This window comes from Synechocystis sp. LKSZ1 (genome assembly GCF_040436315.1).
Classification (GTDB): Bacteria; Cyanobacteriota; Cyanobacteriia; order Cyanobacteriales; family Microcystaceae; genus Synechocystis.
In genome coordinates this window covers 2,945,427-2,963,416 of record NZ_AP031572.1, presented here as the reverse complement: position 1 = coordinate 2,963,416, position 17,990 = coordinate 2,945,427, and the positions used below count along the sequence as shown (strand labels likewise).

Here is a 17,990-nt window from a genome sequence, read left to right as displayed (position 1 = left end):
AGGAGTCTATTTATGGCACGTAATCGAGGCGAGAGAGTCAAAGTTTACGTTACGCTGAATGACAAAAAGTACGGTTTTTTAACTCAGCAAGAAGGGCATAATACACACAAGGCAGCCCTTGGTCACACGGCTTATGCTGGAGCCGCTGGGGTCTTCTTTGGTTGTAACTCCCCCAAGCCCCCCCGTGCAACCTACGACGGCTCGGAAAACACCTTTTCCAGCTTTTGCTCTACCAACAAAGTGAGCACACTAAAAAGCACAGCAGGCTGGACTGTGAACGACAGAACGGGCCGCCGGGGGGTTAAAAGCTCCGGCCGCACCCGGACGGTTTACGTTGATATGCCAGGGGGCTGGAAATACGCTTGGAACCTACCCACTAGCGAATTGGATATTATCGGCACTTTGGGAATCGTTCAGGCCGCAGGGGCCGACGCATCGGATCTGGTTTGGGGTGTCCAAGAGCCTAAGCCTCCCCGTGCGTCTCGCAAAACGGCGGCTGGTACCCAATCCACCTTTGTCAAACCGCAGGCTTCTGTGATGGATGCGGCGGCGGCGGCGGGATTTACTATCTCTGGCGTTGACTACGACCTAATTCCTAACCCCTAATGAGTGACTCCCCCTTAATCCTCCCTGGTGACCCGCTGTTTGACGAAACGCTGATGACTCCCCGCCCCGATTGGGGGGAAGTGGCGGCTAAAGACGGCGACAGTTACGCCTTTGTGGTGATGCCAGGTGAATTATTGCCCAGGCCTGTAACCATGGCGGAATTAGACGAATACCTGGAGGGGGGAGCCTACGACGAGCAGATGATTGAGATGGAGTTCGAGCTTGACCTGGACTAACCTATTCGGGGCCAACCTCACCAACGATTGGCTATTTTCTGTGCCAATGGCGGGGGAATGGTTCCGGGTTCATGCTCAACTTCCAGAAGGCATTCTGCCCCCCTATCGTTTTTGGGGATACATCGGGCAAGCCGGTCTGACCCTAACGGATTCCCCTAATTTGTTTGATGTCCAGCGTTTATACCCAACCCCAGAGCCACAGGTGATTCAGCTTGTGGCTCCTCCTATCTGGGTCAATGACCGGGCCCTGGCTCTTAAAGGGATTAATTATCGCTATTCACGACTGGGCTTTTCTTGGTTTGTTACTGTCCAGATCTGGACAGATAACCCATAACCCTAGTCCCCTCTAAAAATTCGTGTTGAAACTGCTTAGTCTCCCCGCCATGAACGAGATACCCCCTCACCCCCCCAGGGCCAACGACATTTGGATCAGCGTCACCATGATCGGCGTGATGCTCAGCATTGGGGTCGGCGTGATTTCCGTTAACAAGACCCTCACCGATGCGGCCGTTACCCAAGAGGCCCGGTTTATTCGCCTGGAGGAAACCGTCAAGAGCCTACGCGAAGACCTCAACGAGTACCGCCAAACCCAAACCAGAAATAACAACAATGAACGCTATTCAAACGGCGACGCTATTAAGTGATCTTCCTGACGAACTGTTGACGCAGGTTCAGACCAGTCTCAAGACCCTTGGTTATCCGGTCGGGCCGGTTGATGGGATGTTTGGCCCACGCACCCGGTCGGCCTGGGCCGAGTTCAAAGCCGATAATCACCGCTCGGAACCGGAATGGATTGGGCCAGACTCTTGGGCCTTGCTTCAAGAGGAAGTTTTGGCCCTGACAAGACCCGGCAAGACCCATGATTTTTCTACTAAAGAAGGCATGGTGGATGCCATTATTTACGAATGCCGCCAGCAGAAAATCGGTTCAACCAATCAGACTGCTTACGTTCTAGCGACGACGGAATGGGAGACAAACCGCACTTTTAAGCCGGTCAAAGAGGCCTACTGGTTGTCGGAGGATTGGCGGCGGCGACACCTCCGTTATTTCCCCTACTATGGGCGTGGCCTTACCCAAATAACCTGGCTTCGTAATTACTTAAAATACGAGCGAATCTTGGGTATCCCTTTGGTCAAAAATCCCGACCTGGCCCTTGAGCCAAACGTCGCCTTATTTATCATGGTTCACGGTTTCAAGACCGGCGCTTTCACTGGCCGGAAGATCACCGACTATATCAACGGGGACAAGGCTGATTTTTACAACGCCCGCCGTTGTATCAATGGCCTGGACAAGGCCGGCGAAATTGCAGAACTCGCTAAGAACTGGAGGAAAAAACTGTGATTAGCTTTCTTACCTTCCTGCTGGGAGTCGCTTTAACGAAGGGTTTATTAGAGCCATTTCTAGCCAAGTGGACAAAACGGGGCATCATCAAATATGTCCCCCCGGTGCTTAATCGGCTGGATCAGGTAATGCCTAAGTGGATTGCTATCTACGATGAGCCAGAACTACGGGCCAAAGTGGAAAACATTATCTACGAGGAAACGAGCCACTATGAGGCCATTACGCCGCGCAAGGCCCAGCTAATTTTGGAGGAGGTCGTCAGTCAGTATTCCTTCCTGGTTAATGCGGGGAAATATGGCGAAGTTGCTTGACTTCCCGGTATTGACGATGATCGTTGCGGTCTGTATTGCCGTTCCTAGTATTTTTATGAACAATCAGGGCGGATTGGGTTTTGCTGCAGGTTTGACATCTGCCGCTGGCACTGCTTTTCAGTATCAGCAAAAACGTGGCGATTCTAAGGGGGATTTTAGGGAAGAGTAGGGGGGATATTTTGCTCAATTTAAGCCAACTTTAAGCCAGTCTCGTTTTGGGGCTGGCTTAACTATTGCTATAACTAGGGTTTGAAAATTTGCCAAGGGGACTCATAAGCCCAAGGTCGCAGGTTCAAATCCCGCCTGAGCCATATTCGCAATAACTTCAAACGCTTATCTAGTCCGGTTTTTGGGTTTTTGCTCAAAATCTGATTACCTAAGACTGTCTAAAATTAGCGAAGATTATCAAAGTTATTTAAGCCCATTTTAAGCCAATGAGACAATTAGGCGTTGAAGACTAAAGCAACTCCTCACTCACAAACTATTGACAGAGGCTCAACTGTATAGTTGATTTGATTTATTCTGAGACAGTCACGGGTGGACTAAAGCTTGCTAATTAAGAATCTCTGTCAAACAAGCTGTATCATTTTCAATCTAAACAGCTATAACTCCATGGACAGAAGCGAAGTTGAAGTAAGGTTTACAAAAAGCAGGCGTTGCTGAATCAAAATGCAATGCCCAGGTTCTTGGGTCTTATCAAAAAGAATCTATAACCAATTGCCAATGAGAATAAATGGAGACCAATAGTATGGATTAGCATACAGATCATTGATGTCTGTATTCTCCTTTGCATGAATCATCTTAATCTGAGTTTGTCGGAGAGCTTCGGCTTTGCTCATGCTGTTATGAACTAAATTTTCATAAAATGATGTCACCAGTAAAAAAGTAGATTCATCAGCAACTGGCCAAAGGGAACCAATAGCACCTTTTACCCCTACTTGAACGGCAGCCCCAGCTAATCCAAGGGCCGAGCGGTCATCCCCTTCCGCAGTTTGACAAGCCGCTAAAAAAAGGAGCTCCACAGAACGGCCGCCATTCTTGAGACGGCGCAGAGATTCTTCCAATTCACTGAGGGTCATTTTTTGGTTATTACCTGTAATCAGAAAGGTATCTTCAGCGATTAGGCCAAATTGAGCGTGGGTGGCAATGTGAACAATAGGGTAATCGGCATTGCTTAATTCCTGATTCAGAACTTGCGGACTAAATTGCTGATCCACCAAGGTTTTTGTGCGGCCAAACCGTTGGGCCACGGAACGAACTTCTAGGGGGACATTCACCAAGGGCTCGAAAACTTGATCATCAATGGTTGTGGCCTCGCTGACACCTAAAATCAGGGCTTGATAGGCCGACACTGGGGCCTGGAGAGTTGTCATTCCGGGGAGACTGGGCTGGGTTACAACGGCGTAGTTTTCTACTAGGAATTGTTGGCCATCGTGGAGAACCGTCATGGGAATGGTGCGGAAAAAGCCATCCTGGATAAAGACCAAGGTTTTGATTTGCCGTCGTTGTAGCTCGTCTTGCTGGGGCTGAATCATGTCTTGATAAAGAGCCTGAGCCCAGGGATTTTGGTAAGGGCCAGCACGTTGCTCCAGTAGACTTTGGCGTAAATTTTTAACGGTGTTGCGCAGTTGGTCTTGAGTTTTGTTGATCCAGTGAAGGCCGACGGTACCGTCAGGCCAAGCCCAGAGCAGGGCCGTTCGTTTCTCAAAAACCATTGCATTAATCACCACAGTGTTAGGTAATCGCTCGGGCTGAAATGCTGTGGCTGGTTCACGTTCAAGCGGGCAATCATTGCCTAAATAGTTTTGTAATTCGGCAATCCTGAAGGCATCAATCACCCCTAGGGCCTGGTGCATCATCTCTTGGCGCTGGGCAAGGGCTAAGGTCTTTTCAGTGCCGGACTCTAGCAGGAGTTGAACTAGCTGACGATAAACCGGCTCGATACTTTGGCGAAAATCTAATTGGACTTCCCGTTCCGCATTGAGGAGATCCCGGCGAATGTTCTCCAAGCTCAAAAAGGCCTGATGGAAGGCCCCTAGGGCCGGGCCCCGTTGGCCTTGGGCTAGTAGCAGTCGGCCCCGTTGCCATTCCCAGAGATAAGCATTGTCCTTCCCGCCGAGGGGCTGATGGGCCGCTAGAATTGCTTGCTGCGTTAAAGTCTGGGCCTGGGCGATGTCGCCTTGACATTCATAAAAATGGCCCAGGGCTCCTAGGGCAAAGGCAGTGGCCCGGGAATTATTGAGGGTAGAAGCCAGTTTGGCGCCCTGTTCTAGCAAGGCCTGGCGTTGAGTAGGAGGCAGTTGCCACTGGGCCGGACATTGGGCCAAGGGCTCGGAAACCGGTGACGTCAAGGCTGGTAAGCTTGCCATCTCGATGGTGGCAAAGAGGGTGGCCGCCGTTGGAGGCGCTTGGGTTAGTAATTCCAGACTCCGCTGGCGTTGAGCGTTACTATCCACTAAGGATAAAACCGCCAGGCCCTCGGTTTGGCTGGCCAGATGCATCAAATCGAGACGAGTCTCTAGTTCTGAGGTGGGACTTTGAGGGCCTGGCAGACTGGCTTGGAAATAGTCCCGAGCCTTTTGATAGTCAGCCACCGCCCGTTGCTGGAGATTCCGTGCCCGGAGAATACTCTGTTGACGGGCCGACTCCGCTCGCAATTGCCAACGTTGCCCTCGGGCCTGGTAGGCACTGCCTAAACTACGTTGCAGAGGGACTTGGTAGGCCGTTCCTAGGGCCAGGGCCTGTTCAAGACTTTGAATGCTTTTCTCATACTGGCCCATGAGGCGATAAGCTTCTCCCCGACTTCCCAGGGCCGCGGCTTCTAGGGCATGGTCTTGACTTTGACGCGCTAACCCTAACGCACTATCCACTGGACAAACTGGCTCGGATTCCAATGCGCAGAGGAGAGCGAGGGCCTGACGGGGTTGTCCCATTTGCAAGTAAACTTGGGCGGCTTCGGTTAGGGCCTGGGCCTGTTTACGGGGCTGATTTAAGGTCTGGGCCTGGGCCATCACTTGTTGCCAGTGGGTAAGCGCTTCCTGACTTTGGCCCACTTGCTGGTAGGCCCGGGCTAAATTTTCCAAAATGATGAGCTGATCAGGGGAATTAGCCTGGGAAACCGCGCCCTGCCAGCTTTGAATGGCGTCTGTATAGTGGCCCTGTTGGTATTGCTCTACCCCTTGCTGGACGAGTTGGGCCGGATTTAAGGCCTGAAGCGGAAGTCTCAGCCCAAAGCTCAGACTCAAGATAAGACTGCCTAGCAGGAACAGAGTATATTTCAGAAAACGAGGCTTAGCCATGGCCTGGATGGAACTCAATTATGGTTTAAGATTTTGAAGAATTGCAGAAATATCAGATAATCCACAAGGCAAGGAAAGGAATTGCTCTTTGCAGGCCGACAACTCAAAAGCTTGGCTCTACAATTTTAAGCACGATTGCTTTTTGCTCGCTAACGTCAAATTTTGATAGCTAGGAGACCCGGTATGTTGCCTCAGCGCCTTGCCCTTACAGGCCTGATCTCCACACTTCTAATAGGAATGACTGGCCCTAGCTTAGCCCAGATTATTCCCGACCAAAGTTTAGGCGCGGAAAGTTCTCGGGTAGAGGCCCTAACTAATTTTCTCGACCAGATCAATGGCGGTGCCCTGCGGGGGACGAACCTGTTTCATAGCTTTCAAGAGTTCAGCATCCCAGAGGGCCACGGGGCCTATTTCACCAATCCCGCCGGAGTACTCAATATCTTCTCGCGGGTTACAGGTAATAACCCCTCCCAACTCCTCGGTCTGCTGGGGGTAGCAGGGGAGGCCAATTTATTTTTTCTCAATCCCAACGGCATTATTTTCGGCCCTAATGCCCAGCTTGATGTCAGAGGTTCTTTTCTGGCAACGACAGCCAACAGTTTTCAGTTTGCTGATGGCCAGACCTTTGGCCGTGACCCATCCCAAGGCCCTCCCCTGTTGACTATTAGTGTTCCCATCGGCCTTGATTTTGGAGGAAACTCCCAGTCGATCGAGAGTGCCGCTAACCTCGAAGTAAGCAAGGATTTAACCCTAGCGGCCCCTGTCGTGACTATCTTTGGCAGTCTCAACGCTGGCAAAAATCTGTCCCTAACGGCCCAAAACTTTCTAACAATTACCGATGTTTTGGGTTCTCCCCTGATTCTTGCCGCTAGGGAAAATCTTACCCTGCAGGGCCAACAAGGTCTATTTGTCGGACTCTATAGCCCAGACAGTGACCTGGCGGCCGGAGGCGACTTCACCCTCCGTTCGGATATCCCCATCAATGCCATGGGGCGCTTCAGTAGTGGTGGCAATTTTCGTGTTGAAACCCTAGCTGGAGCTCTAAATAGCCTGGAAAAAAGTACTGGACTGACGCTCCAGGCCGGGGGAGATGTCTCACTATTGGCCTACCAAGGCGGCTCCCTGCAAATTCAGGCCGGTGGCTCCATCACTATCCCCGACTTTATCTGGATTACTGGCTCCAACCCTAACGCCTGGTCCGCGGAAACCGTGACCCTCAGCAATGGCCAAAAGCTTACCCTAGACGGTGCCAAGGAACCGTTAGCAGACCTCCGGGCTGGGGTGAATTTGCCAACCGGAAAAGCCGCTAGCCGGGCTAATATCCTTGTGGGCTCAACCTTTTTTGCCGATCCAGAATTTACCCAACTACTGGGGGGAACCGCATTTTTTAGCAATCAGTTTCAGCCGAATCCGGCCCTAGGAGGTGATATTACAGCCGTTGAAACCCTGCCAGCTAATTTTGGACTGGGGGCCATTTCTAGCCGTTCCCTCACTAAAGGAGGAACTATTGCGCTAGATAGTCGGGGAAACTTGGACGTGGTGGGAGAATCGGGCCTCTTAGCCTATGCCCAGGCTGAAGCGGGCAACATTTTCCTGAACAGTGGCGAGGCCATGAATCTCCAGGGCTTGATCATCAATAGTCTTGATCCCAACGAAAAAACCATTCCCGGCAAAATTACAGCTAAAGCGGGAGGAGACCTGGCCCTGAGCGGTTTTATGATCAATTTTGGCGGTGACATTGATCTCCGCACAGCAGGAAATTTAGATGTTCTGGGCACGATTAATACCGGCTATGCTCGTTTTGTCTCGGATACAGAGGAGAATTTGCCGAAAGTCAATCCCTTCGATAGGCCGTCCCTCCAGCCGGAAGCCCGCACGTTGCTGATGCCAATCCCCGGCGGCGATATTAACCTGACGGCCCAGGGGAATATCCAACTCACCGGTATCCTGAGAACTACCTCCGCTCAGCAAGGGGGAGATATCACTATTAAAAGCGGGGGGGATACGGTATTGCGGAATGCCCTCCTGACCACGGAGGCCGGGCCGGGGGGAGCAGTCCATATCCAGGCTAGAAATTTAACCCTGACAGCGGGAGACTCAACGGATATTGTGGGTACTCGGAGTAATATCAATGCTGGAATTCGAGATAATCTCCAGGCCTCAAATCAAAAGGCAGGAGACATTAATCTCCAAGTCCAAGAGAAAATCACCTTTGAACAGGCGTCTAACATCAGTAATTGGATGGGCAAAGTAACCAGCGGAGATGGTGGCCAGATTATCCTCCAGGCCAAAAGCATTACGATTAAGGACGGCTCCCAAGTCAGTACAGTGAATCAGGGGAGCGGCACGATTGGTGATATTTTCCTCACGGCAGAGCAGGTCGAGATTGATGGTGGGCTTAATCTAATTTTCGAAGGCGAACCATTAAACTTAACCAGTCGGGTTTACTCCAACGCCTACGCAACCGAGCAGGGCAATTCCGGGAACATCACCGTAGCAACAGATATTCTCCGTATTACCAATGGAGCTGACCTCGGGGTCGAGAATTTTGTCGAGGGCCAGGGGAACGGCGGTGATATAACGATTCATGCCCAGAAAAGTGTCTTGATCGACGGTGAAGGAAAAGGTGATTTGGACGGCATACCCATTGTCTTTGGCAGTCAAATTGCCAGCAATTTAGGAAAAGATGCCATCGGTAAGTCTGGGAGTATTATCATCGAAACGCCGTCTTTAACGGTCAGTAATGGTGCTAGAATTTCAGGCTCTGTTTTTGGCCAGGGAGAGGGTGGCTTGATTCGCCTCAATGCACCTTCCATCCTCGTCACAGGGGAAAAAAGTGACGGTCTTCCCTCTTTAATTGATAGTTCCCTACAACTGGGCCAAGGTAAAGGGGGGGATATTGAAATGAATGCCGATCGCGTGGCCATTACCCAGGGGGCCCAGGTGAATGCCAGTTCCTTTGCCCAGGGAGATGCGGGCAATATTATGATTAGAACAAAGGAATTTATTTTGTCTGGGTCTACTAGTACTGGGGCTCCCAGTATTTTAGGCACCGGCATTAGTGAGAAGGGCCAAGGCAATGCGGGCAAAGTCGATATCCAGGCCGACCGCATTGAACTCTTTGGCGGTGGCCAAATTCAGTCCACCATTTTTGGTATTGGCAATGCGGGCGAGATCGCCCTCAAGGCCCGAGAGATTGCCATGAGCGGCAAAACCAGCATTGGGGCCGGGGCTGGGGTCAGTACTCAAATTGGCGATGGCGGTATTGGGAACGCAGGCCTGATTAATATCCAAGCCGAGCGGTTGACCCTGGCCAACGGAGCCGGTATTGATTCTGCAACCTTTGGGCAAGGGAATGCGGGGTCGATCCAGCTAGCAGTTGATCACCTCCGGCTCAACTTTGCCGACATTGTCAGTAGTGTCGAAGTTGGGGCCAAGGGCAATGGCGGCGAAATTCGGATCGACAGCAAGACCATCGCCAGTGATGATTTTTCTCTGATTTCCGTGAGTACAGCGGGAGAAGGGAAGGGGGGCAATATTAGCATCAATGCCGATTCTCTCCAGGTACTAAAGGGGATGCAAATTCAAGCGGCCACCTTTGCTGGAGGCATCGGCGATGCGGGTAACATTACGATCAATGCTCCAGAAATTATTGTGGATGGCGAGAATGACGTGAAAACCGCTGCTAGCTTGATCACCACCACCGTGGACAACAATGCGCGGGGTAACTCCGGACAAATCAGCCTTAGTACCCAGCAACTCACCCTCAGCCGGGGTGGCCAGATCCAAGCTGCTATGCTGGGCCAGGGGGAAGGGGGCAGTATTGAGATCAAGGCTCACCAGATCACTGTAGACGGCAAAGCGAGTGACGGTACTGGTAGTGCCATCATCTCCTCCTTAGGGGAAGGAGCCCAGGGAAAAGCGGGAACAATTACCCTAACCACCAATAGTCTAACCCTCAGAGATGAGGGGAGAATCTTGGCCAGAACCGCTGGCCAGGGAAGTGCTGGCAATATCAGGCTCGATATTGGTCAAAACCTCAACTTGGAAGGCGGAACCATTTCCACAGCCATTCGGGAAACCGGCGTGGCCAAAAGCCCTAGTAGTATCGAGATCAAGGCCTCCTTAGTTCAGATGGGGGCCAATTCTGAAATTACGGCCAGTTCTCTAGGCCAAGGCGATGCGGGAAATATCGCTATCAATCTCCAGGGCAATCTCACTAGTACTGATAGCACCATTTCCACCGCCGCAACCCAGGCCGCCGGGGGGCGCATCGATATCCGGGCCGCCAACCTGCGCTTACAAGGGAATAGCGATATTCGGACGAATGTGAACAGTGGGGCCGGCGGTGGCGGCAATATTACCCTCACGGCGGATTCCATTCTGGCCTTCAAGGACAGCGATATCTTGGCCTTTGCTCGGGATGGCCGGGGTGGTGACATTAGCTTGCAAACCCCGGTCTTCTTTGGCGATGGCTATCAACCGGCCCCCAAGGGAACCAACCCCGATACCCTAGAGGGCAATAATCGAGTGGACATCAATGCCAGTGGCTCTGTCTTTGGGGTAATTACCATTCCTGACCTGACCTTTATTCAAAATAGCTTGGCCCAATTCCCAGATTCGCTCATTGATCCCGACCAATTGATTGCCAATAGTTGTGTTGTGCCTGACCAGAACAAACAGGGCAACTTCATCATCACTGGCCCTGGGGGCCTGCCTCCCCGGCCGGGAGACCCCAGCATTTCTCCCTATCCCACGGGAACGGTGCAACCGCTTCCCACTTTATCCCAGGAACAATCTCAATCATTTTCTCCTCCCTTAGTGGAGGCCCAGGGTGTATATCGCACTTCCGATGGCCGTTTATTATTGAGCAGAGAATGCCACTAGCTTGGAATGGAGAGACTGCTAAGGAGACCGTAGAGATGAGGGCTCAGAGGCAAATCTGGAAAGGTATTATCATTGCTAGCCTGTTCGGTTCGCATGGGCTGGGAATCCCCATTCCGGTCTGGGGCGAATCGACTCCTGCACCTTTACCCCAAGACTGTCCGGTTAGTCCCGAGAGTGAAAAATATTGGATTAAACGGATTGAAGTGGTGGGTAATACGATCCTCCAGGCCGAAATTCAGGCCTTAATCGAACCCCTAGAAAATCGTCAGCTTAGTTTTGAAGAATTAATCTGCCTACGTTCCGCCATCAGCCAACTCTACATTGACCGGGGTTACATTACCTCCGGGGCCTTTTTGCCCAACCAGCAGGACATCAGTGATGGCGTGGTCAAAATTCAGGTGATCGAGGGCCGCCTGGAACGAATGGAAATTACTGGCCTCCAGCGTTTACAGGAGAACTACATTCGCTCTCGTCTAGAACGAGTGACGGGCCAACCATTGAACCAACAGGCCCTCCAAGACGGCCTGGCCCTGCTTCAGTTAGCCCCCCTGCTCAGCCAAATTAATGCCGAATTAACAGCGGGGAGTGGGCCCGGCCAGAGTGTACTTTTGGTAACGGTGAAGGAAGCACCGGCTTTCCATGCCAGTATTGGGGCTGATAATTACCGGCCCCCTAGCATTGGTTCTGAAGAATTAACGTTCACGCTCTCCCACGATAACTTGGTGGGCTGGGGCGACCGACTGGCCGGAGAATATGCTTTGACCGAAGGGCTGGGCCTCTACAATGTTGCCTACACCGTCCCCATCAATGCCATGAACGGCACTGTGGGTTTTGCCTACTACAACACAGAAACGGAAATCACCGAAAGTATTTTCCAGGCCTTTCAAATTCGCAACCAAACGGAAACCTTTTCCTTCCAATACCGCCAGCCCGTCTATCGCAGTCCGGCTACAGAATGGGCCCTGGGTTTAAATCTCGACCTGCGGCGCAACCAGAGTTCCCTCGAAGATATTCCCTTTTGTTTTTCCCTACCCTGTAGCAACGGCGCAACCAACCTGACGGTACTTCGTTTCTATCAAGAATGGCTTAATCGTGATCCCAGCAATGTGTTGGCCGCTCGTTCCCAATTCAGCTTTGGCCTGTCGGCCCTGGATGCCACCGTGAGTGATATTGAACCTAATGGCCAATTTTTTAGTTGGCTGGGCCAATTTCAATGGCTGAATCGACTGAACTCAGCGGACTGGTTGCTATTGACTCGTTTCTATGCCCAACTGAGTCCTGATGCCCTCCCGATCATTGAGCAATTTAGTCTGGGCGGGATCGATACGGTGCGAGGCTATGGTCAAAACCAACTGGTTACGGATAACGCTGTCCTGGCCTCGGTGGAACTGCGGATTCCCCTCACTGCCGACCCCAGTGTCTTGCAACTAACGCCCTTTATCGAAGGTGGCACTGGCTGGAACAATGTCCTGCCCAATCCCGACCCCTCTACCTTGATTGGTACGGGCCTGGGTCTGCGTTGGCGGGTTACCCCCAGCTTGGCCCTGCGTTTAGACTACGGGATTCCCCTCGTCTCGCTGAACAATCGGGGCAATACTCTACAGGAACAGGGCTTTTATTTTTCCCTGCGCTATCAGCCCTTTTAAATTTGGGTAATTTACCAGTACCAGAAAAAATTAGGGTCTCCTGCGGAGAGTTTATACCAATTCTTCAAGTTAAAGCTACAGATTTTGACCCCTCCACCTACGGCACCTCCCCTTCGCAAGGGGGACGTTAGTTGTGTCGTCAGACTTCAGAGATTTGGTATTAGCCATGGTAAGCGGATCCCAGGTAAAGTTCTCCAACTTGGGGATTGTTAAGCAAACCGTCTCCCGTTCCTTCCAGTTTGTCCTGGCCATTTTCCAGGACGTAGCCCCGGTCGGCCATCATCAAGGCCTGCTTGGCATTTTGTTCCACCAGGATGATGGCTTTGCCGGTGGCGTTAATGGCCTTAATTTGCTCAAAAACGTCTTTAACCAAAAGAGGTGACAGGGCCGCAGAAGGTTCATCTAGGAGCAATAAATCGGGATCAAGCATCAGGGCTCGGCCCATGGCCAACATTTGTCGTTCTCCCCCGGAAAGCGTCCCGGCCTTTTGCTGGCGGCGTTGAGCCAATTTGGGAAACATGGTATAAATTTTCTCCTTGAGAAGCTTAGGAGAACCGGGATGGAGAAAGGCCCCCATGTCTAGATTTTCTTCGATGGTTAATGTGCCAAACACATTGGCGACTTGAGGCACATAGCACATCCCGCGCCGCACAATTTGATCCGAGGACAAACCAGCGATATTTTCTCCCTTAAAGATAATTTGCCCCCTGCTAGGAGTTAATAGACCAAAAATCGCCTTGGCTAAGGTGGATTTACCGGCTCCGTTGGGGCCAATGACCGTCACCAACTCCCCCGGTCGGATGGCAAAATGAATCCCCTTCAGAATGGGCACATCAGGAACATAGCCGGCATAAACTTCCTGGACTTCGAGCAGATAGGTCATGGATGCTAGGGCCTGGGTTAACTAGGCGTTTTTTGAAGGTCAGGCCGTTCTTCTGGTAAAATCGCCCCTTCAATGGGACAAACCTGGAGACAGATGCCACAATCAATACAAACAGCAAAGTCAATCCAGAACCAGTCGGTTCCCTTGCTATTTTTACCTGGGCCGGGATGGATACAAGCCACCGGACAAGCTTCAACACAATCGGCGATACCTTCACAGGTTTCCGTGACAATGGAGTGGGGCATGGGCGATGGCGGATATAGAAAAATGAAAATAAGACCGCCTTCCATTTAAGCAAATTAAGCAAACCTTGGGAATTACAACAATTTGCGAATGCCCCTAGTCGCTGACAAAAGCCCTGGCTTAGAATACAAGATAATAGTTCCCCAATCCCATGCGACCCGGCATCCTAACTGTCCTTCTCGCAACAAGTCTGGCTCTGCCCCTATCGACTTCTGTTGCCACGCCATCGGATTCGTTTTCCCTCGGTACTCCCCCGTCTCAAGAACGTCTTTACCGTAACGCGATTCAGCATAATCCCCAAAATCTAGATAATTATCTCCAGTTAGCCGATCTGCTCCTCCAGCAAAATCGTCCCGAGGAAGCCATTGCTGTTTATCAGCAAGCGATTCATCAGCATCCTCAGCAGGCCGATTTGCACTACGATCTAGCCGTTACCCTAACAGAGCAGGGGGATTTTGAAGGAGCCCTACAGAGTTATCAGAAAGCCCTCAATTTGGATCCGACCCACGGGGATGCTCTTTACAATATGGGTCTAGTTTCCTATGCGATGGGCAATATCGACCAGGGCATGGCTTATTTTCGCCGCATGATTCAGCTATACCCCAATCATCCCGATTCCTACATTTGGTTAGGCAAGGGGTACTATAATCAAAATCAGTTGCCCCAGGCTATCCAAAGTTGGCAAACTGCCATCAAGTTAGACCCCCAAGCCGTCTATGCCTATAGTAGTTTAGGAGATGCCTTGGCCCAACAAGGCAAGCTTGACCAGGCCGTTCTCTACTACCGTCAGGCCTTGGCGCAACCGGATCAGGAAGGAATTCCCATCAGTGCTCATGCTCTAGCTCACTATGGATTAGGCTCTGTACTCCAACGTCAGGGCCAGTGGGAAGCGGCGATTACCGAGTACGAAAAGGCCCTAGAATTAGCTCCAGAATTTAGCCAAGCCCAAGAAAATTTGCTGAAGGCCCAGGGCCATTCCTCACTTTAGGCGGGGGATAATGCGCTCACAACAAAAGAGGGTTCCGGCACTGACACAGAGGGGCAGGGTGACTAAATTCACCAGGGGAATACTGATTAAAAATAGGCAAACTAGGCCAAAGCCAGCACTGGCCGGTAGATTACGGGCCACTAAGCCAAGTTTATGACGAAAGCAGAGGCGACGGCGCTCTAGGGGGGGATCGAAGCAATCAAGACAGGTGAGGGTCGCGGTTAAGCTAATACCCAAGCCACTAGCTAAGAGGGTTCCCAGGCCTGGCGCAAAATTGAGGCCCAAGCTCAGGCCCCCGATCCCCAGAATTAACACTAATTTTTTAAACTCAAAGGCCAGGGCCCGCCAGAGTTCTCGGCCAAGACCAATCTCCTGTACCGTTAATTGGCCCAGACACAAAATTTCCAATTGCTCCGAGAGGCGACCATACCAGGGAGAGCCCAACAATACCCCGACCTGGGCCAAAATAAAGCCCGTCGCCAACAAGCCAAAAAAGTAAAGCGTCCACTGAATCAGGGCCACCAAGGCCCGCAGGATCAAGCCCAGGCCTTGCAGAAAATCCGGCAACTGGCTGGCCCAGGTTTGCCAACCCCTTTGCAGGTAAATGCCTAACCATTCACTGCCCTCCTGGCTCAAACCAAGAAATTGCCAGTATAAAAACAGGCCCAGGGCGATATTGAGCAGCAGGGGAATCGCAATGTAGCTCCAGAACTGGGGTTGCTGGCGCAGCAGACGCAGGGCCTTGAGGGGATAGCTGGCCCCGCTCAAAAAACCAAAACCAGTCAGGGGATGGTCAGACATGGGAACGTTTCGGGAATAGGCGACAGGGAAAATACAAGCAAGGGCTTAGGTATAGCCATGCTCTGCTAAAAAGGCGAGATCAACCGAGGAAGCCGGGTTAGGGGGCTGGCCGGTCAGTAACCGCTCCACATACTTGGCTAGAATATCCCCTTCCAAGTTGACCCAACTACCGGGCTGGAGAAATTGCAAGTTGGTTTCCTGGTAGGTATGGGGAATCACCGCGACAGTGAAGGTCTGGCCCTTCGGGTCGAGGGCCGCAAGGGTTAAACTAATGCCGTTGACGGCGATACTCCCCTTGGGGGCCAAATAACGGGCGAGGGCCTGTTGCCATTGGTCTTCTAGGCCTTGGGCTGGCCCAAACGTGAGTTCCCAGGCTTGGCCCGTCTGCTGAATCTGGCGGAGACTGCCCACCCCGTCTACATGGCCCGTCACAAAATGGCCACCAATTTTCCCCCCGGCCCGTAGGGAACTTTCAATATTGACGGCCTGGCCCCGTTGGATTGCTTGGCCCAGGGTGGTACGACGCAGGGTTTCCGGTGATGCAGTGGCTAAAAAGCCCGTCTCCGTTTTTTCCTCCACCGTTAAACAGACGCCATCCACCGCAATACTGTCCCCCAAGGCCATATCCACCAAAATCGGTTCGGCCATTGGAGCCAGCAGGGTAATCTGGAGGCGAGCTGTGGCCTGGCTACGGGAAAGCGGACTGAGGGTATGTACGTGACCAAGGCCCTGGATAATTCCGGTAAACACGATGACAAAGAGACGGTACATTGGGGGGGAGTAACTTGCCCATCTTAGCCTGATTGATACCCGTGACTACGGCTGTGCCTCCTACCTATTCGCTGATCGTACCGATTTTTAATGAAGAAGAAACGATCAATGTACTCTATGCGCGTGTCCGGGCGGTCATGGATAGTTTAGGGGAGCCGGTGGAACTCATCCTGGTCAATGATGGTAGCCGAGACCAATCCTTAAAACTGATGCGGGAACTCCAGCGCCAAGATTCCAGCGTTTGTTATTTGAGCCTAGCCAGAAATTTTGGCCATCAAATTGCGGTCACAGCGGGACTCAATTTTGCCCGGGGCCAGGCGGTGATCGTCCTGGATGCCGACCTCCAAGACCCCCCAGAGTTAATTCCGGAATTAATTGCCCAATGGCGCCAGGGGTATCAAGTAGTCTATGCCCAACGCACCAAGCGTAAGCAAGAGAGTTGGTTTAAAAAATTGACCGCCTATCTTTTCTATCGTCTGCTCCAGCGTTTGGCAGATGTGACGATTCCCGCCGATACTGGGGATTTTTGCCTGATGGATCGTCAAGTGGTGGATCTGCTCAACCGGATGCCGGAGCAAAATCGCTACATTCGGGGCCTGCGCTCCTGGGTCGGCTTTACCCAAACCGCCGTTCTCTTCGAGCGGGATGCCCGCTATGCCGGTGAGGTTAAATATACGTTCCGTAAATCCCTGCGCCTAGCCATTAATAGTCTGATTTCCTTTTCCAAAGTGCCCTTGCGCCTTTCCACCTACCTCGGCCTGTTCACCGCGGCCCTGGCCCTGGGCATGGTGGTTCTCGTTCTCTACTGGCGGCTACACCAGCCCCATTCTCCCCTGACAGGCCTGGCGGCCATTGTCATTGCGATTCTGTTTCTGGGCTCAGTACAATTGGTCTGTATTGGTATCCTGGGAGAATACATTGGCCGTATCTATGAAGAAGTCAAGGGCCGGCCCCTCTACACCTTGGCGGAGGTGGCGGGCTTTGAGCCGACGGTTACGAAAAAATAATCTGGGAACCGGGCGCATTGATTTTCACCGATAAAACTTGGTGGTTGGCAAAGGCCTGTTGCAGTTGGGGATGAACTTCCGGTGGTGCAAAAAAGAGCAAAAAGCCTCCAGCCCCGGCCCCCAAGAGTTTTCCTCCCCAGGCCCCGGCCTCACGGCCGAGAGCATAAAGACGGTCAATTTCAACATTGGAAATGCCCTGGTCTAAACTGCGTTTGGCCTGCCAGGCCTGGTCTAGCAATTGCCCAAAAGCGGAAAGACATTGCTGATTGGTCAAAATATCCCAGCCTTGGCCCACCATCTGCCGCATCAGCTTTAAAGTGTCTGTATTGTCCTGAACCTTCTGCAGTTGCTTTTCGACTACGTTGGCGGCTTTGCGTTTAATGCCGGTGAAGACAATAAAGAGATGCTGTTCAAATTCCTCTAGGCGCTGGGGAGAAAGGGGAACGCGATTGACGATAATATCTTCTTCGGTTCTGAACTCCACCAGGTTAAAGCCCCCCAGGGCCGCCATCAGTTGGTCTTGACAGCCGACTTTATCCTGGACAAGGTGTCGTTCGACGTAGATGGCCTCGTAGGCCAGGTCTAGGGGCCGGACAAATTCTCCCTTGAAGGAATGCAGGGCCTGGAGTAGGGACACCGTAAAGGCCGAAGAAGATCCTAGGCCGGTGAAGGCGGGCAGGTCGGCCACATTATGCAACTCAATATCTTTTTCCAAGCCACAGAATTTTAGGCATTCTCGAAAAACCCGGTGCTCCATTTCGTCGGGGGTTTTGACCAGTTCCACCTTGCGATAGGATACTCGGATGGAATAATCGAACAAATGACTTAAAAAAGGACTAGCAGTAACGTAGGAGAATTTATCAATGGCTGTGGCCAGCACCGCGCCCCCATGGTGCAGAAAATATTCGGGATAATCCGTACCCCCCCCGAAAAAGCTAATTCTGACAGGCGCTCTTGAAATCAACATGGCC

At 51.9% G+C, this 17,990-nt stretch carries 17 protein-coding genes; 11 read left to right on the top strand and 6 right to left on the bottom strand.

The window, feature by feature from the left end:
• Window positions 1–12 precede the first annotated feature (12 nt).
• From ABXS88_RS13470 to ABXS88_RS13440, 7 genes are read left to right on the top strand one after another with little or no spacing between them, the layout of a single operon-like run.
• Window positions 13–606 carry a hypothetical protein gene (locus ABXS88_RS13470; RefSeq protein ID WP_353672559.1) on the top strand — a complete coding sequence of 198 codons (594 nt, stop codon included), beginning with the start codon at window positions 13–15 and terminating at the stop codon, window positions 604–606.
• Window positions 606–842 (top strand): hypothetical protein, encoded by a 237-nt coding sequence (locus tag ABXS88_RS13465; protein WP_353672558.1) that lies wholly within the window; start codon window positions 606–608, stop codon window positions 840–842. Before ABXS88_RS13470 ends, ABXS88_RS13465 begins: the two co-directional genes overlap by 1 nt.
• Window positions 829–1,176, top strand: coding sequence for a hypothetical protein (locus ABXS88_RS13460; protein ID WP_353672557.1), 348 nt, complete (start codon window positions 829–831; stop codon window positions 1,174–1,176). Before ABXS88_RS13465 ends, ABXS88_RS13460 begins: the two co-directional genes overlap by 14 nt.
• 49 nt (window positions 1,177–1,225) lie before the next feature.
• Entirely contained in the window at window positions 1,226–1,486 is a 261-nt protein-coding gene (locus ABXS88_RS13455; RefSeq protein WP_353672556.1) for a hypothetical protein, read from the top strand.
• Window positions 1,452–2,183 carry a peptidoglycan-binding protein gene (locus tag ABXS88_RS13450; RefSeq protein ID WP_353672555.1) on the top strand — a complete coding sequence of 244 codons (732 nt, stop codon included), beginning with the start codon at window positions 1,452–1,454 and terminating at the stop codon, window positions 2,181–2,183. The genes ABXS88_RS13455 and ABXS88_RS13450 overlap by 35 nt, the downstream gene beginning before the upstream one ends.
• On the top strand, window positions 2,180–2,494 hold the full coding sequence (locus ABXS88_RS13445; protein WP_353672554.1) for a hypothetical protein: 315 nt from the start codon (window positions 2,180–2,182) through the stop codon (window positions 2,492–2,494). Before ABXS88_RS13450 ends, ABXS88_RS13445 begins: the two co-directional genes overlap by 4 nt.
• Window positions 2,478–2,663, top strand: coding sequence for a hypothetical protein (locus ABXS88_RS13440; protein WP_353672553.1), 186 nt, complete (start codon window positions 2,478–2,480; stop codon window positions 2,661–2,663). The genes ABXS88_RS13445 and ABXS88_RS13440 overlap by 17 nt, the downstream gene beginning before the upstream one ends.
• A 538-nt stretch (window positions 2,664–3,201) precedes the next feature.
• On the opposite strand, the gene ABXS88_RS13435 is transcribed toward ABXS88_RS13440, so the two are convergent.
• A complete protein-coding gene (locus ABXS88_RS13435; protein WP_353672552.1) occupies window positions 3,202–5,793 on the bottom strand; it encodes a CHAT domain-containing protein in 2,592 nt (863 codons plus the stop codon).
• A gap of 237 nt (window positions 5,794–6,030) precedes the next feature.
• Here ABXS88_RS13435 and ABXS88_RS13430 point away from each other — a divergent pair, with 237 nt between their 5' ends.
• Window positions 6,031–10,680 carry a filamentous hemagglutinin N-terminal domain-containing protein gene (locus ABXS88_RS13430; RefSeq protein WP_353672551.1) on the top strand — a complete coding sequence of 1,550 codons (4,650 nt, stop codon included), beginning with the start codon at window positions 6,031–6,033 and terminating at the stop codon, window positions 10,678–10,680.
• Window positions 10,681–10,715: 35 nt separating this feature from the next.
• On the top strand, window positions 10,716–12,326 hold the full coding sequence (locus ABXS88_RS13425) for a ShlB/FhaC/HecB family hemolysin secretion/activation protein (protein WP_353672550.1): 1,611 nt from the start codon (window positions 10,716–10,718) through the stop codon (window positions 12,324–12,326).
• A gap of 160 nt (window positions 12,327–12,486) precedes the next feature.
• On the opposite strand, the gene ABXS88_RS13420 is transcribed toward ABXS88_RS13425, so the two are convergent.
• Both ABXS88_RS13420 and ABXS88_RS13415 read right to left on the bottom strand, forming a co-directional pair.
• Complete coding sequence (locus tag ABXS88_RS13420; protein ID WP_353672549.1) at window positions 12,487–13,209, bottom strand: ABC transporter ATP-binding protein; 723 nt, start codon at window positions 13,207–13,209, stop codon at window positions 12,487–12,489.
• Window positions 13,210–13,226: 17 nt separating this feature from the next.
• Window positions 13,227–13,454: a ferredoxin family protein gene (locus tag ABXS88_RS13415; protein WP_353672548.1), complete on the bottom strand. Its 228-nt coding sequence runs from the start codon at window positions 13,452–13,454 to the stop codon at window positions 13,227–13,229.
• Between the two features lie 149 nt (window positions 13,455–13,603).
• Between ABXS88_RS13415 and ABXS88_RS13410 the strand changes: the two genes are divergently transcribed.
• Window positions 13,604–14,440, top strand: coding sequence for a tetratricopeptide repeat protein (locus tag ABXS88_RS13410; RefSeq protein WP_353672547.1), 837 nt, complete (start codon window positions 13,604–13,606; stop codon window positions 14,438–14,440).
• On the opposite strand, the gene ABXS88_RS13405 is transcribed toward ABXS88_RS13410, so the two are convergent.
• Both ABXS88_RS13405 and ABXS88_RS13400 read right to left on the bottom strand, forming a co-directional pair.
• A complete protein-coding gene (locus ABXS88_RS13405; RefSeq protein WP_353672546.1) occupies window positions 14,432–15,241 on the bottom strand; it encodes an EI24 domain-containing protein in 810 nt (269 codons plus the stop codon). The genes ABXS88_RS13410 and ABXS88_RS13405 overlap by 9 nt on opposite strands.
• Before the next feature lie 45 nt (window positions 15,242–15,286).
• The gene (locus tag ABXS88_RS13400) at window positions 15,287–16,012 is read right to left on the bottom strand and encodes a riboflavin synthase (protein WP_353672545.1); all 726 of its coding nucleotides are present in this window, start codon (window positions 16,010–16,012) and stop codon (window positions 15,287–15,289) included.
• Between the two features lie 53 nt (window positions 16,013–16,065).
• On the opposite strand from ABXS88_RS13400, the gene ABXS88_RS13395 reads away from it, so the two are divergent.
• Window positions 16,066–17,019 (top strand): glycosyltransferase family 2 protein, encoded by a 954-nt coding sequence (locus ABXS88_RS13395; RefSeq protein WP_353672544.1) that lies wholly within the window; start codon window positions 16,066–16,068, stop codon window positions 17,017–17,019.
• Here the strand turns inward: ABXS88_RS13395 and ABXS88_RS13390 are convergent.
• Window positions 17,006–17,986 (bottom strand): GHMP kinase, encoded by a 981-nt coding sequence (locus ABXS88_RS13390; RefSeq protein ID WP_353672543.1) that lies wholly within the window; start codon window positions 17,984–17,986, stop codon window positions 17,006–17,008. The two genes, ABXS88_RS13395 and ABXS88_RS13390, sit on opposite strands and share 14 nt — an antisense overlap.
• Window positions 17,987–17,990: the final 4 nt, after the last annotated feature.